Origin of the sequence: Marinimicrobium hydrolyticum (assembly GCF_030848505.1) — a bacterium.
Classification (GTDB): Bacteria; Pseudomonadota; Gammaproteobacteria; order Pseudomonadales; family Cellvibrionaceae; genus JAVDDU01.
The window spans coordinates 629,218-644,032 of sequence record NZ_JAVDDU010000001.1 but is presented as its reverse complement, the minus strand read 5'-3'; the positions used below and the strand labels follow the sequence as shown (position 1 = coordinate 644,032).

The 14,815-nt window shown below is 56.7% G+C and carries 12 protein-coding genes; 6 read left to right on the top strand and 6 right to left on the bottom strand.

The window, feature by feature from the left end:
- The first annotated feature begins 16 nt into the window (after positions 1–16).
- From RBH33_RS02855 to RBH33_RS02830, 6 genes are all read left to right on the top strand, one after another.
- Complete coding sequence (locus tag RBH33_RS02855; RefSeq protein ID WP_306730609.1) at positions 17–1,756, top strand: BatD family protein; 1,740 nt, start codon at positions 17–19, stop codon at positions 1,754–1,756.
- Positions 1,757–1,981: 225 nt separating this feature from the next.
- On the top strand, positions 1,982–3,076 hold the full coding sequence (locus RBH33_RS02850) for a DTW domain-containing protein (RefSeq protein WP_306730608.1): 1,095 nt from the start codon (positions 1,982–1,984) through the stop codon (positions 3,074–3,076).
- A complete protein-coding gene (locus RBH33_RS02845) occupies positions 3,076–6,012 on the top strand; it encodes an insulinase family protein (RefSeq protein WP_306730607.1) in 2,937 nt (978 codons plus the stop codon). Before RBH33_RS02850 ends, RBH33_RS02845 begins: the two co-directional genes overlap by 1 nt.
- A 129-nt stretch (positions 6,013–6,141) precedes the next feature.
- A complete protein-coding gene (locus tag RBH33_RS02840) occupies positions 6,142–6,996 on the top strand; it encodes a PP2C family protein-serine/threonine phosphatase (protein ID WP_306730606.1) in 855 nt (284 codons plus the stop codon).
- Positions 6,996–9,410, top strand: coding sequence for a bifunctional serine/threonine-protein kinase/formylglycine-generating enzyme family protein (locus RBH33_RS02835; RefSeq protein WP_306730605.1), 2,415 nt, complete (start codon positions 6,996–6,998; stop codon positions 9,408–9,410). Before RBH33_RS02840 ends, RBH33_RS02835 begins: the two co-directional genes overlap by 1 nt.
- A 79-nt stretch (positions 9,411–9,489) precedes the next feature.
- Positions 9,490–9,759, top strand: coding sequence for a hypothetical protein (locus RBH33_RS02830; protein WP_306730604.1), 270 nt, complete (start codon positions 9,490–9,492; stop codon positions 9,757–9,759).
- 637 nt (positions 9,760–10,396) lie between these two features.
- Here RBH33_RS02830 and murB read toward each other — a convergent pair.
- The 6 genes from murB to RBH33_RS02800 are packed head-to-tail and all read right to left on the bottom strand — an operon-like array spanning position 10,397 to position 14,771.
- Positions 10,397–11,419 (bottom strand): UDP-N-acetylmuramate dehydrogenase, encoded by a 1,023-nt coding sequence (murB, locus tag RBH33_RS02825; RefSeq protein ID WP_306730603.1) that lies wholly within the window; start codon positions 11,417–11,419, stop codon positions 10,397–10,399.
- 16 nt (positions 11,420–11,435) lie between these two features.
- Entirely contained in the window at positions 11,436–11,927 is a 492-nt protein-coding gene (locus tag RBH33_RS02820) for a low molecular weight protein-tyrosine-phosphatase (protein WP_306730602.1), read from the bottom strand.
- A gap of 3 nt (positions 11,928–11,930) precedes the next feature.
- Complete coding sequence (kdsB, locus tag RBH33_RS02815) at positions 11,931–12,698, bottom strand: 3-deoxy-manno-octulosonate cytidylyltransferase (protein WP_306730601.1); 768 nt, start codon at positions 12,696–12,698, stop codon at positions 11,931–11,933.
- Positions 12,698–13,732, bottom strand: coding sequence for a tetraacyldisaccharide 4'-kinase (gene lpxK, locus RBH33_RS02810; protein ID WP_306730600.1), 1,035 nt, complete (start codon positions 13,730–13,732; stop codon positions 12,698–12,700). The genes kdsB and lpxK overlap by 1 nt, the downstream gene beginning before the upstream one ends.
- A 7-nt stretch (positions 13,733–13,739) precedes the next feature.
- Positions 13,740–14,162, bottom strand: coding sequence for an ExbD/TolR family protein (locus RBH33_RS02805; protein ID WP_306730599.1), 423 nt, complete (start codon positions 14,160–14,162; stop codon positions 13,740–13,742).
- A 15-nt stretch (positions 14,163–14,177) separates the two neighbouring features.
- Positions 14,178–14,771 (bottom strand): MotA/TolQ/ExbB proton channel family protein, encoded by a 594-nt coding sequence (locus RBH33_RS02800; protein WP_373568218.1) that lies wholly within the window; start codon positions 14,769–14,771, stop codon positions 14,178–14,180.
- Between the last annotated feature and the right edge of the window lie 44 nt (positions 14,772–14,815).

The window sequence follows — 14,815 nt, the reverse complement described above, 5'->3', positions numbered from 1 at the left end:
ACGAGCCCTAAACACTATGACCGTGAAGCTGTTACAGACCTGGAAAGCCTTGGTTGCGTTGCTCCTGCTGAGCATTTTGCTGGCAAGTCACGCTATGGCCAACGAGCTGACCGCCTCAGTGGACCGCACCAAAGTCAGTATCGATGACAGAATCACCCTCACGCTTCGGCTGGATGGAGCGCACTCCGGCTCGACTCCAGATCTAAACGAGCTCAGACGCGATTTCGACATTATCAGTAACCAGAGCCAACGCCGCCTCACCATCATCAACGGACGCCAGGAAGCTTGGCTTGAATGGACCCTGCGCCTGGTGCCTCGCCAGACCGGAACCTTGACCATACCGGCACTGGAAGTCGAGGGCGTACGCAGTCAACCGATCACGATTGAAGTCAGCGAAACCCGCGCCCGGCCGGGAAGCCGCGGCCAGGATATTTTTGTAGAAACTGAAGTAAACAAAGACAGCGTCTTCGTTCAGGAGCAGCTGCTGTTTACTGTCAGGCTGTTCAGCCGCGTTAACCTTGATGGCGCCGAAATGCAGCCGCTGGATTTACAAGACGCGGTTATGAAGGCGGTGGACGAGAACAGTTACATCACCGAAATCGACAACCGCGACCACTTGGTACTGGAAACCACATTCGCGGTGTTTCCCCAGCGCAGCGGCGAACTGGTCATCCCTCCCCTGGTGTACGATGTCGCCCCCAGCCGCGCCCGCCAGGACCCCTGGAGCCGAGTCTACGGAGGCAGAGAGCGCCAGCGCCTGCGCACGGACGAAGTACGCGTTCCCGTCCAACCCACCGCCAGCGATTTTACCGGAGACATTTGGCTACCGGCGGACGACATCCGCTTAAGTGAACACTGGAGCTCAGACCCGGACAATCTGATCCAGGGCGAACCGGTCACCCGACGCATTACCCTGACCGCTCAGGGGCTTACGGCTGCGCAATTGCCCGCTATTCCGGTGGGCGAAGTTGCCGGCGTTAACCTCTACCCCGATCAACCGCAAACGGACGAGCAAGTCACCTCCGAGGGCGTCAAAAGCACCGTGACCCAAACCTTAGCGCTGGTACCCAACCAAACCGGTCGCCTGACGCTGCCGGAAGTCAATCTCGCGTGGTGGGATACTCAAGCTGGGGAAATGCGTAACGCAACCTTGCCCGCGCGGCAAGTGCGCGTAACCCCACCTGCGGGCCTCGCGCCTCCCCCCGGCAGTTCACCCCAGGCTGCGCAGGACCCAACACCCATCACGACCGAGCTGCCGATCTCGCCGCGCGCTGAGCCCGGTTTCACCACTCTGCATTGGTGGCTTATCGTCAGCAGTGCCCTTTTGCTTTTATTGCTATTGTTCCTGAGTGCCAGCTACTTCCGTCTACGCCAACAGCTGAACAGCTTGGTGGAGGGCCATACTCAAAATCAGCGCCAGGACCGCACGCGAGAAAAAACCGCGTGGGCCAATCTCAAGCGCCAAACTCGAGACGGCAGTTTGTCACAGGTGCGCGACGCACTCCTGAACTGGGCACGCAGCCACTGGCCGGACGAACCCATTCACAGCCTCACCGCCATTGCGCAACGAAGCGAACGGCCGGGCTTGCAACAACAACTTCAGGCTCTGGACCGCAGCCTGTTCAGTGATCGGGAGAGCCCAGAGCTGGGCCGCGAAACGCTGCTTCAAGAAGTGGATGCACTTCGTGTACGCCGACGCAAACAGCAACGGGAAACCGGCGATCTGCCCCCCTTGTATCGCCATCGGGCGCATTGATTAATGCAGCTGTCGAAAGTTCGTACGCGCCACCTAAGCGTTAGTCTGTTACCAATGTGGTCAGCAATACTGCGCGTTTACAAAAGATCGAATCAAGAGCTTCGTATGCAAGCATTCGGGGGATGACGGCTTTCGGTGGAGCTTCCCGTTAAACCCCGTTAGGGTGTATCCTTTCGTAGGTATTCAGTAGTATCCTGACCCACCTTTTCACAACCCGCGAGCTTCATGACTGCCCCCACTTGGTTTGTGTACATCATTCGCACCGACGATGATCAGCTGTACACTGGCATTACCACAGATATAAAACGCCGTTGGCAGGAGCACACCAAGGGTCCTGCCGGCGCGCGCTATTTTCGCGGTCGCACGCCCAAAGAGCTGTGTTTACTCGAACAACACCCGGACCGCAGCAGCGCCACCCGACGGGAAATAGCCATCAAACAACTAAACCGGCGCTCCAAAGAACAGCTAATCGAAACAACTGTTTCTCCAGCCCTTGAAGATGTACTGCCCAAGGACCAGGAAAGGGTGCCCGGTGTTTCGAGACCCTCGGAGGCAGGAAGCCGACGCGGAGCGTACATGGACGACTCGCAGGGAAGCGAGGAGTGTCCCGAAGCGCCGGGAGCGCGTAGGGGCCGTTATTCTGCGTGTCTCGAAACACCGGGCACCCTTTCCTCTCCCACCAACCGAACAATCTCACGCACACGTCCAATTTGCCCTGATTGCGCCGTACCCAAAGTCAGATGCATTTGCTCCTGGATCAATCGGCAGGACAACCGTGTGCAAGTCATTATTCTGCAGCATCCAAAAGAAGCGGGTACAGCCAAAAATACCGCCGGTCTGTTGCACCTGAGCTTGAGCAACAGCGAACTCCATGTGGGCGAAGTGTTTTCTACCGAACTACTCAATCAAATCCTGTCGGGCGACAAAACCAATCTGCTGCTCTACCCGAGCAACACCGATCCGGCGCTACCGGAGCCTCCTCACGTTGATTGGAAAGACCTGGAGCCCGAACACCTGCGCCTGATCGTGCTGGACGGAACCTGGCGCAAAAGCCAGAAGATGCTCTACCTTAATCCAGCGCTACAACAACTGCCCCGCATGGCATTAACGAACTCGGCGCCATCAAATTACCGCATTCGAAGGGCTCCAAAGCCCGGCCACCTTTCCACACTGGAAGCAAGTTGTTACGCTTTAACGCTATTGGAAAATGACCAGAACACCTACCGCCCAATACTGGCGGCCTTTGACGACTTTATTGACCAACATGCGGCGCTGAACGCCACCAAACAGCGCATCGACCAATCAAGCAGAGAGAACTAATGACTCCGGATACCCACCCAGCTTTTGAACACCTGCGCAGCCAAACCATCGAGGCGCTAAAACTGCGCGTGGAAGAATATCGCCACAAAAAAACCGGCGCGCAACACATTCACCTGGCCGCCGATAATCCGGAGAACGTTTTTCTCGTCGCATTGCGAACCGTGCCCCACGACTCTACGGGCGTGGCTCATGTGTTGGAACATACGGCGCTGTGTGGGAGTGAAAAATACCCGGTGCGCGATCCCTTCTTTATGATGATTCGCCGCTCGCTCAATACGTTTATGAACGCCTTCACCAGCTCTGACTGGACCGCCTACCCTTTTGCCAGCCAAAACCGCAAAGACTTCGACAACCTGTTGGATGTCTATTTGGACGCGGTGTTTTTCTCCAATCTGGATGAACTGGATTTTGCTCAGGAAGGTCACCGCCTGGAATTCGCCGAGCCCGACAACCCCGACTCCAAACTGGTGCACAAGGGCGTGGTGTACAACGAAATGAAAGGCGCCATGAGTTCTGTGCCCGCCCAACTCTGGCAGGCGCTGAGCCGCCACCTCTACCCAAGCACCACCTATCATCACAATAGCGGTGGCGATCCTGAGCACATTCCAGATCTCACGTACGAACAGCTAAAAGCCTTTTATCGGACCCACTACCATCCCAGTAACGCCATTTTTATGACTTACGGCGACATTTCGGCCGCAGACCATCAAGCGGTATTCGAAGCGCGCGTGCTAAGCCGCTTTGAACCACTGGATACAGTTACTGCTGTGGGTGAAGAGAAACGCTATCACGCGCCCATTGCCGTTGAGCAAGCTTATCCGCTTGAGGAAGGTGAAGACCCGGCGCGCAAAACCCATGTGGTGATGAGCTGGCTGCTGGGTAAAAGTACCAACCTTCAGGAAGCGCTGGAAGCTGAACTGCTCACAGCCATTTTGCTGGACAACAGCGCCTCGCCTCTGCTGCAGGCGCTGGAAACGACAGAATTGGGCCAGGCTCCATCACCCCTGTGTGGCCTAGACGACTCTCATTACGAAATGGCCTTCGCTTGTGGTCTGGAAGGCTGCGCCCTGGAACAAGTACCGCAAGTGGAACAACTGATTCTGGACACGCTGCGCAAAGTAGCCGAAGAAGGCGTTCCCCAGGAACTGGTGGAATCTGCACTGCACCAACTGGAGCTGGAACAACGGGAAGTCACCGGCGACGGCATGCCCTATGGCCTGCACCTGATTATGACTGGCCTGGGCGCAGCCACCCACCGCGGTGACCCCATTGCACTGCTGGACCAAGAAACCGCCCTGACCCGCTTGCGGGAAAAAATTCACCAGCCGGATTTCATTCCCAACCTGGTGCGCACGCTTTTGCTCGAAAACCCGCACCGTCTGCGCCTGACTCTGCGCCCGGATACAGCCTATACGCGCCACGCACAGGAAGATGAAGAACGGCGCCTGGAAGCCATTCGTACCGGCTTGAGTGATGAACGTCGCCAGGAAATCATAGAGCGCGCCCGCGCCCTGGAAGAGCGTCAGAACGCCAAGGTTGATGACAGCCTGCTGCCCAAAGTGGGATTGGAAGATATTCCTCACGCCATGGCTTACGTCGATGGCAGCCGGGAAACGCTTGATCCGCAAGATTCCAACAGCTATCCCCTCCGCCGCTACAGCGCCGGGACCAACGGCCTGGTGTACCAACAACTCAACTGCAAGCTACCGGCGCTCAGCGAAGAGCAACAAGCCCTGCTGCCCTACTACTGTCATTGCCTGACGGAACTGGGCGTGGGCGAGCGTGATTACTTGGAAACCCAACGCTGGCAGGCGAGCGCCGTAGGCGCCATCAGTGCCTCCAGCAGCGTGCGCGGAGCCACGGACGACGTGCAGCGCATTGATGCCTATTTGACCCTGTCTGCAAAAGCGTTGGCGCGCAATCACAACGCCATGACCGAACTGATGAAGGCCACCCTGGAGCAGGTGCGCTTTGACGAATTACCGCGCCTACGTGAACTGATAGCGCAAACTCGCGCGCGCCGGGAACAATCCATTACGGGCAGCGGTCACAGCCTCGCCATGGCGGCTGCTACCGCAGGCATGGCCCCGGCAGCCAAGCTGAGTCATCAGCTTGGGGGTTTGGCAGGTATCGCCAAATTGAAACAGCTTGACCAGGGCTTGGAAGATGCCGAGCAATTAGCGCGGTTTTCCCAGCAACTGCAGGCTATTCACCGTTTGGTTCTGCAAGCGCCCAAACAGTTTTTACTGGTGGGTGAGCCGGAGCAGTTGGATCGGTATCGGGACGAACTCTTGGCTCACTGGCCTGAAACGCCGAAAGGGGAAGACTTTTCGGCCTTCACTCTGGAGCCGGTCTCGGAGCAGGTTCGCGAGGCGTGGATTACCAACACCCAGGTAAATTTCTGCGCCAAAGCCTACCCCACCGTACCCGGCGAGCATCCGGATTCGGCTGCGCTAACGGTTCTGGGCGGATTCCTGCGCAATGGCTATTTGCACCGGGCCATTCGCGAACAGGGCGGTGCTTACGGCGGCGGCGCCAGTCAGGACGGCAACAGTGCGGCCTTCCGGTTCTTCTCCTACCGGGATCCACGCCTGACCGAGACACTGGATGATTTCGATGGCGCCCTGGAGTGGCTGCACTCGGAAGACCACGGCTGGCAGCCAGTGGAAGAAGCCATATTGGGGGTTATTAGCAGTATCGATAAGCCCGCCTCCCCGGCTGGGGAAGCCAAGCAGACGTATCAGGCCGAGCTATTCGGCCGCACTCGGGAAAAGCGAGAGATGTTCCGCAACCGGGTACTGGAAGTCACCTTGGACGATTTGCGCCGGGTGGCGGACCAATATTTAAAACCTGAACACGCCAGCATTGCTGTGGTGACGCACAGTGGACACAAGTCTACCGCGCAGGAGCTGGGGCTGAATATTCGGGCACTATGACCGTGAACGCGAGGGAACGCTGCTAAGGCAGCGCTCTCGCCCAAATAAAAAACACAGGGTTGCGTGGTGTTCCACGGCAAAGTGTTTTAGCATCCAAAGGCCCGAATACCGAGGTTACAACCCCAACACATGTCCCAACGCATACTCGAATACAGCGCCGCCACTAACGTTGGCCACAAGCGCGACAACAACGAGGATACTTACCTAAGCCTTCCCGAACAGGGACTTTGGTTGGTTGCCGACGGCATGGGGGGGCACGAGGCCGGTGAAGTCGCCAGCGCCATCGTGCGGGATACTCTACTCAATCAGAGTTATCGGAAGCTTTCCGACGCCATACAGAACTCGCACCGCGCCGTCGTCCATGCGGCGGCTGAAGGCCAGGGGGCCCCAGGCATGGGGTCGACCGTGGTGGCCCTGCGCAGTGAGCGACATCAGTACGAAGTGGCCTGGGTGGGTGATAGCCGCGCTTATCTCTGGACGCACACGGCCGACGGAGGTCGCCTAGAACGTCTCACCACTGATCATTCCTATGTGCAGATGTTGTTGGCATCCGGAGCCATAGGCGAAGAGGAGGTAAACGATCACCCAGAGAAAAACATCATCACTCAGTGCCTGGGCTCTAGCGAACTGCCGGAGGTACAAGTGGACTCGGTTCAGGGACAGTGGCTCCCGGACCAGTGGATCCTCCTGTGCAGTGACGGCCTGACGGACGAGCTGGACGACCAGGATATTGCACGGATTTTGTGTGATAGCCGCCAAAACCACCGCCGGGCGCTGCATCGTCTCATGCGCACAGCCTTGGCTCGCGGTGGCCGGGACAATATTACCGTGCAACTGGTGCAGTCACCTCTGACTCCGAGTTCTCGCTGGAATACGCTCTGGCAGTGGATTCCGACCATCACCGGTCGGCGCGCGTGGGACGCCGGTTTGTATGGCGCCGCGCTGGTTTCGCTCACCTTAATGCTTTACTGGATACTCAGCTGATGCAGATACCCGGTTACCGCATTATTCGCAAAATCAATCAGGGAGGCATGTCCAGTGTCTACCTGGCGATCCAGTTGAGTGTGGGTCGCGAGGTGGCATTGAAGGTCATGTCGCCCGCTTTAAACAGTGACCCGGTGTTCAGTGAACGCTTTCAGCGCGAAGCCAACATTGTCGGCCAACTGTCTCATCCTCACATAGTTTCCATTTACGACATCGGCCGCCACGAGAACTTCAACTACATCGCCATGGATTACCTGGCCGGCGGCTCGGTCCATGACAAAATGGCCAGCGGTATCAGCGTTCAGGAAGCGCTGCGCATTACGGGGGAGGTCGCCAAAGCGCTGGATCACGCGCACGAAAAAGGCTATATCCACCGGGACATTAAGCCGGAAAACATTTTATTTCGCGAAGACGGCTCCGCCGTGCTGACCGACTTTGGCGTTGCCAAAACCGTTAGCAGCGCTTCGCGGATGACCAACGCCGGTACAGTGGTGGGCACACCGCACTATATGAGCCCGGAGCAGACTCGCGGCAAACCCGTTGACGGGCGCGCTGACATTTATAGCCTGGGTGTGGTGTTCTACGAAATGCTGACTGGGCGCGTCCCCTATCAGGCGGAAGAAGCCGTGGCCGTGGCGGTGAAACACTTAACCGCCCCCATTCCACGCTTGCCTGCACAGTACCAGCCGTATCAAAAAATCATCGACAAGCTGTTGGCCAAGGAACCAGAGGATCGCTATCAGCGTGGCCGCGATTTGGTTCAGGCGATTGATGCGCTGGAGGGTTCTGTCGGCTTGCCTCACGACCTGCTGACTAACACCGATTCCAGCCGCGTGCAGATTCTGTCGCTGCTGAGAGCTTTGCTCAGCACCACTTTCCACGCCCTGGCCATGGTGTTTAACCAATACTTGGGATGGCTGCGCTCCATACGCTGGACACCCCGACGAGGTCTGTACCGACACCCGAACACCAGCGTCACGGAAATAAAAAGCTACTCCAGCGAGCGGCTCAGCGAGCAAGCCACGGTAGTGTCGACCCGTGTTCAACAAGCGGCCCATTTTCAGCCCCTTTTTCCCGGTACCCGGCGCGTGGCACGCGGACTTACCCTGGTATTGTTTCTCGGTATTATCTGGGGGGCGTTTGCCCTTTCCGTAGAGCGCTTCGATATTCCCGGAGAGCGGTTTTTACCCGATGCCGTGCATAGAGGTGCCCTAGCCACGGCGGCCTTGCTCACCACGGGCGAACCGGTGGTTGAGGAAGAAGAACTGCCGGAGGATTTGGGCGCCCTCTTCCCTAGACACACAACACCTGAACAAGCGGCCATGCAGAGAAACTTCCAGCAAGGTCTGCAGCTGTTACTCGGCACCGAGTTTCCGGCCAACTCAGTGCCCGTGCCCGAATCGATTCCGAACTTGGCGGGTGCACTTCCCGACAATATTCCCGCGGCCGCACCGCCACCGCGCTATTCTCTTCGAGTGAATCCGCTACCGGAGAACGCCCGAATCCGTATTCTCAACATTACCGAACGCTACTTTCCCGGCATTGAACTGGTACCGGGGCGCTACCATTTGGAAGTCGCTCATCCGGGCTACGACAGCCAAACTCAATGGGTGGAAATTGAAAGCGAACCCTTAACTGTGGATGTTCGGCTTTTGCGTACACCTGTGGCCGGCGCTACCTTTCACAATTCATTGAGCGATGGTGGTCGCGGCCCGGAAATGGTTATCATCCCGCAAGGCCGATTTACCCTGGGTAGCCGGCTCGAAAGTAACACTATGCCGGAGCGCGAAGTGCGCATCAGGCAACCGTTCGGTATGAGCAAATACGAGGTGACCTTTGCAGAATACGACCGCTTTGCCCGCGCTACCGGCCGTCGCCTGCCCGACGACAAATCCTGGGGCCGCGACAATCGCCCGGTGATAAACGTGAGCTGGCACGATGCCCAAGCGTACGTAGAGTGGCTCAGCGAACAAACCGGCGTCCGTTACCGTTTACCCACGGAAGCAGAGTGGGAATACGCGGCCCGCGGCGGCGTGGACAGTACCTTTTGGTGGGGAGAGGAGCGCGATGAAGCGAGCGGTCGCGCCAACTGTCGGCGCGGCTGCCAGAGCGATTTCGCGGGTGTTTTTACCAGCAAAACCGCTCCCGTCGGCTCCTACCCGGAAAACGACTTTGGCCTCCATGACACTGCCGGTAACGTCGCCGAATGGGTGCAGGATTGTTATCAAAATCATCACCTGGACGCGCGCCGGGACGGGCGTGCCGTGGAGGTGGAACAGTGTAGCGAACGGACCATTCGCGGCGGCTCCAAAAACAGCAGCGTTGGCCGCATTTCCAATCACGCCCGCAAAGGCCACAATGCTAATGGTCGAGAAGATTACATTGGCATACGGGTCGTGGTAGAACTCTATTAAACTCGTTTAACATACGCGCGTACTTACGCCAAACTCTTCGTCTGGCATACTTACGCTGGCTTTGTCATTGAGAATTTTTATGGACGACTTATTGAAAAAATTTCACGCCTGGCTGATCAGTGGGACCGACCGTCAACTGTTCCGCCGATCGCTAGTTATACTGCTGATCTTGGCTGTGTTCGTGCAAATCGGTCTCAACACCGGTCACTGGCTCAGCTATCTCGCCGCCTTTGGCGTCGGGGTCGCTTACGCCTATTTATGGATAGAGTTGTTCAAACGCTTTGCCTCCAACGAAGACAAAACCAAAAATAAAGATACCGGTAAACGAAAGGAAGATCCTAAGGAGTAAACCTTCCCTACCACATTGACTTGGACGTGTTTAACCCATTTAGGCTAAACACTGCCAACTCCACTCCGTCATTCCCGCGTACGCGCACTGCTGTTTGGAGTGCAGCGCCACAATTTGCGCGATCTCAGATAGTAGGTTTACTGCCAGAGACTCGAAAAACGCAGGTTCAGGTGATGGGCTTCGTAAGGTAATCCCAGGCGCTTCGCAGGAGGCTTTTCGAAAACGCCGTAAACCCGTCCCTGGGGGCTCTCCCAAAAGATCCCTCTTTTGAGAGTTTCGAAAAGCCTCCTGCAAATCACCTTTACAGCCCCAGCTAAGGCATTCTTACGCCCCAAAACTCCTGTTATGAGGTCGGCTTACGGCAAAGAACTCGGTTAGTTTGGGGCGGCCAGGGACGTGCAGGGTGAGTGTTCAGCAAGCCTCAAAAGAGGGGTGAGGCAAGCGTAGTATGCAAAGCACTGCTTTGCGCGCAGACGAACGACCCCAATCTGTGATTTGGGGTCAGGGCCGCTTGCGGTTTTGAGGCAGTCCCCACGGATGGGTTCACGACGTTTGCTGAACACTCACCCTGCGCGGCCCTAGGGCTAGCTTACGAAGTTGCTAACTCAATTTATTCTGGACAGTAAGCCGTGCAAATCTAAGGATAAATCCGCGGCTCCGCCTCCAGCCTAATCCCAAACTCAGAAGCGATGGAGTCTTGAATTCTTTGCGCTAACCTCAGCACCTCGTGACCGTAACCCCTACCCGGATTAATGAGCACCAAGGCCTGTTGGTCATGGACCGCCACGTTACCTTGCACGAAACCTTTCCAGCCCGCGCGTTCGATCAGCCACCCAGCCGCCAGCTTTACTTGCAATGCATCCACAGGGTAGGAAATCAAACCCGGGTGATCTAGCTGCAAGCGTAGAAACGTCTTTACATCTACCACAGGGTTTTTAAAGAAGCTGCCCACATTGGGTATTTCTTTCGGGTCCGGCAACTTAGCCTGACGTATGGAGCACACAGCGCGACTCACATCCACAGGCGTTAAGTCAGCTATAGGCTTGTCGGCCAGCGCCTCCCTGAGCGCGGGGTATGATAACTTTAAGTGTGGTAACCGATTGAGCTTCAAGGTCACCGAGGTGATGATGTAGCGGTCTCGCAAACCATTCTTGAAGGCACTGTCCCGGTAACCAAAACCGCACTGATCGCGATTAAAGCGTACGCGCTGCCCCGATTGAATTTCCATGGCTTCCAGTTCGGCGAAGACTTCCTTCAACTCCACGCCGTAAGCACCAATATTTTGGATAGGAGCGGCACCGACACTGCCCGGAATTAGGGAAAGATTTTCCAGCCCCCAATACTCCTGCTGCAAACAGTACTCCACTAGCTGGTGCCAGTTTTCACCAGCGGCCACTTTGAGCCACACATGCTCGCGGGTTTCGTTGACGACTTCCCGTCCACGCCAATTCAAGTGAATGACCAGGCCGGGATAATCACCCCGCAAGACAATGTTACTGCCACCACCGAGCGCCAACACCGGGAGCCCTTTTTCGCGCGCAAACGCCACAGCGGTGGCCAGCTCCCGCTCATCGTCTAGGCTGGTGAAATAGCGTGCCCGGGCGGGCACAGCTAGCGTGTTGTAACCTTCCAGGTTTACGTCGGTTAAGAAGTCAGGCAAGAGTAAAATCCTTATTTTATCGAAGCGGCGGCCGAGCGAAGTCCTGCTGTAAATGATCCAGCAGGCCTTCGGCAGCGCTTTCCACCAGATCTAAAACCAAATTGAAACCATCCCCACCACCGTAATAAGGATCGGGCACTTCACGATAGTCACGGCGATTGCCAAAATTCAAAAATAACCCCAAATGCCCGGAGAAATCCGCTGGTGCCATGCGCCGTAAATCTTCCAGGTTGACCTCATCCATGGCGAGAATGTAGTCAAAACGTTGAAAGTCTTGTTCAGTCACTTGCTGCGCCCGCAGTGCTGAAAAATCGTAGCCCCGCCGACTGGCAGCACTCAAGGTACGTGGGTCTGGGGCCTTGCCCACATGCCAACCTCCGGTGCCGGACGATTCGATATAGATCTGATCCGCGAGTCCGGCTTGCTCGACCTTGTGCTGAAAAATACCGTGGGCGGTAGGCGAGCGGCAAATATTACCCAGGCAGACGAACATGACGTTGATGGTCATGGCTTACTCTCCGTCCTCAATCAAATAACGAACCCGCTGCAGATCCGCCTCCGTATCCACACCTCCGGGAACTTCAGCGCAGGCGGCGGCCAAATGAATACGCTCACCCTGAGCAAGTACCCGAAGCTGCTCCAGCGCTTCAATTTGTTCCAGCGGTGCCTGGGGCCAGGTAACAAAGCGATCCAACAACGACGCCCGATAAGCATAAATGCCAATGTGTCGCCGGGCGGGGAAGTCCGTTGGAAGTGATGTGACGTCCTCGCTCGCAAAGAGATCGCGAGGCCAGGGAACCGGTGCGCGGCTAAAATACAAAGCCATACCATTATGGTCAAGCACAGCTTTGACGACGTTAGGGTTGCGGAAATCTTCCAGGCGATTAATGGGCTCGTACAGGGTGGCAACGCTCGCATCGGTATGAGCTGCCAGATTGGTGGCCACCTGATCGATAACCGATGGTGGGATGAGAGGCTCATCCCCCTGAACATTCACCACAATAGCATCCGGTTCAAGCCCCATTTTTTGGGCCACTTCCTGCAAGCGATCCGTACCCGATTGGTGGTTCGCGGATGTCATGCACACCGGCGCGCCAAACGCGTGAGCCGCTGCTTCAATGCGAGGGTCATCCGTGGCAATGATGACCTTTTCAGCACCGCTTTGCAGAGCGCGTTCGTACACGTGCTGCACCATGGGTTTACCACCAATTTCCCGCAAGGGTTTACCTGGTAAACGCGTGGATGCGTAGCGTGCAGGAATCACCACGTAAAAACTCATCACTGCTCCTTTTGTACGGATTCTGATTTTTCTTTCAGTCGCGCCAAACGCGTATCGAGCGCTTGCCAAAAGCGCTCCGGCAATCGGCTGTTAACCTCCAGCCAGTACCAGTGGGGCTGCGCAAACTCACGGCATTTAACCGCATCTTTGGCTGTCATCACGACTGGCAAAGATTCTTCAAACTGAAAATCTTCGGGTGCGTATTGATGGTGGTCCGGGAAGTCGTGCTCCTGCGGAGACAAACTCAGTGTGCGCAGGGTTTGGTAGAACCGCTTGGGATTACCAATTCCGGCCACCGCATGCACCTGGCTTCCCGCCGCAAAGTGTTCGAGTCCCACTTTGTTATGGTCTTCAAAGCGGCGCCAGTGGTCAGGCTCCAACTTCATTTCAAAGTACTCGGGTGCGCCCGGAATGTTGAGCTTATCGGCACGACCATTCACTAGAATCCAGTCTACACGCCGTAAACGACCGACGGGCTCCCGCAAAGGACCCGTAGGCAAACACCAGCCGTTACCAAACTGGCGTTCGCCATCGACCACGGCGATTTCCAAATCCCGCGCCAAACGGTAATGCTGTAAACCGTCATCGCTCAGGATAAAGTCGCAACCCAAGTTGATCAGGCACTGGCCAGCGGCCACTCGATCTGGATCCACGCATACGGCGCAGCCGGTTGCTTGCACAATCAAAAGCGGTTCGTCACCGCTATGGGTCACAGGTGTTTCCTGACTGACAACTAAGGGGTATGCGGGCGCTTGGCCACCGTAACCACGACTGATCACGCCGGGCTTATAACCCCGGCTCTGCAGATACTGAACCAGCGCGATAATGACCGGTGTTTTACCCGTACCGCCAAGGCTGATGTTGCCCACCACCAAAACCGGCACTGGCAAACGGCGCTGCCCAAAACGGCACAAAAAAAATCGGCGCAGTGCCGAGAGAGCTTTGAACAGGCCCGTAAGGGGCACAAGTACGTACACCCAAATACCGCCTTGGTACCAGGCGCGCAGCCAGCGATTGTCCGCCCTCCTGGCCACGACTGCCCTACTCCGTCGCTTCGGGGTGTCGGGTGCTGATGCTCAGGTGCACAAAGCCCAACTGGCCCGCGGCGTCCATGGCACGCACTACCGTTTCATGGGAGGCTTTGGCATCGGCAGTAATCACAAGCGGACGTTGGTTGTCTCCGCCGGATACTTCCTCCAAGGCGGCCCTGAGAGTGGCCATGCGATTGTTCACCAAGCTTTGGCCATTGACCGAATAATCCCCTTCGGCACTGATGAGAATCACCACCTGTTCGGCGCGCTCGGCGCTGGCTTGACCTTCCGCTTCGGGCAGGTCCACGCTCAGATGGGTTTCCTTGGTAAACGTGGTGGATACCATGAAGAAGATCAGCAGTAGAAACACCACATCGATCAAGGGGGTGAGGTTAATACCTTCGGCTTCACGAGGCTGACGACGAAATTGCACTGATAGTCTCCCGGCCTAGCCGCCTCTGACGTCGACGCGTCGGTCACTGTGCAAAGCATCCACCAGCTTCACCGCTTCCTCTTCCATGGTGATGACCAGGGTATCGATGCGGCGCAAGAAATAGCGGTGCAGGATCATGGCGGGAATCGCTACCGTCAGCCCTGCCGCCGTGGTGATCAAGGCTTCGGAGATGCCACCCGCAAGCACTCCAGCATTGCCGGTGCCCTGCAACATAATGGCGGTAAACACTTTGATCATGCCGATTACGGTACCCAGCAGACCCAACAGGGGCGCAATGGCGGCAATGGTTCCGAGTGGCGTCATATAGCGTTCCAGCTCGTGGATCACCTGTCCGGCTGCTTCCTGAATACTGTCTTTCATCACTTCGCGGCCGTGCTTGGAGTTGCTCAGCCCCGCCGCCAGAATTCGGCCCAATTGCGAGGACTGTTTCAGTTCCTTCAGTTTGCTGCCGTCCAGTTGGTTGTTCTTAATCCAGCTCCAGACTTGAGCCAACAAAGACTTGGGCGCCACCTTGGCCGGATTCAGCGTCCAATAACGCTCGGCGCCAATAGCTACTACAAATAGGGAACAGAGCAGGATAGGCAGCATCAACCAGCCGCCTGCGGCGATAACATCGAACACTCGGGCTTTCC

What these genes read in the sequence shown, in the direction of transcription:
- RBH33_RS02855 (WP_306730609.1), top strand. Translation starts at nt 17, where the DNA reads ATGACCGTGAAGCTGTTACAGACCTGGAAAGCCTTGGTTGCGTTGCTC.
- RBH33_RS02850 (WP_306730608.1), top strand. Translation starts at nt 1,982, where the DNA reads ATGACTGCCCCCACTTGGTTTGTGTACATCATTCGCACCGACGATGAT.
- RBH33_RS02845 (WP_306730607.1), top strand. Translation starts at nt 3,076, where the DNA reads ATGACTCCGGATACCCACCCAGCTTTTGAACACCTGCGCAGCCAAACC.
- RBH33_RS02840 (WP_306730606.1), top strand. Translation starts at nt 6,142, where the DNA reads ATGTCCCAACGCATACTCGAATACAGCGCCGCCACTAACGTTGGCCAC.
- RBH33_RS02835 (WP_306730605.1), top strand. Translation starts at nt 6,996, where the DNA reads ATGCAGATACCCGGTTACCGCATTATTCGCAAAATCAATCAGGGAGGC.
- RBH33_RS02830 (WP_306730604.1), top strand. Translation starts at nt 9,490, where the DNA reads ATGGACGACTTATTGAAAAAATTTCACGCCTGGCTGATCAGTGGGACC.
- RBH33_RS02820 (WP_306730602.1), bottom strand. Translation starts at nt 11,927, where the DNA reads ATGACCATCAACGTCATGTTCGTCTGCCTGGGTAATATTTGCCGCTCG.
- kdsB (WP_306730601.1), bottom strand. Translation starts at nt 12,698, where the DNA reads ATGAGTTTTTACGTGGTGATTCCTGCACGCTACGCATCCACGCGTTTA.
- RBH33_RS02800 (WP_373568218.1), bottom strand. Translation starts at nt 14,771, where the DNA reads ATGCTGCCTATCCTGCTCTGTTCCCTATTTGTAGTAGCTATTGGCGCC.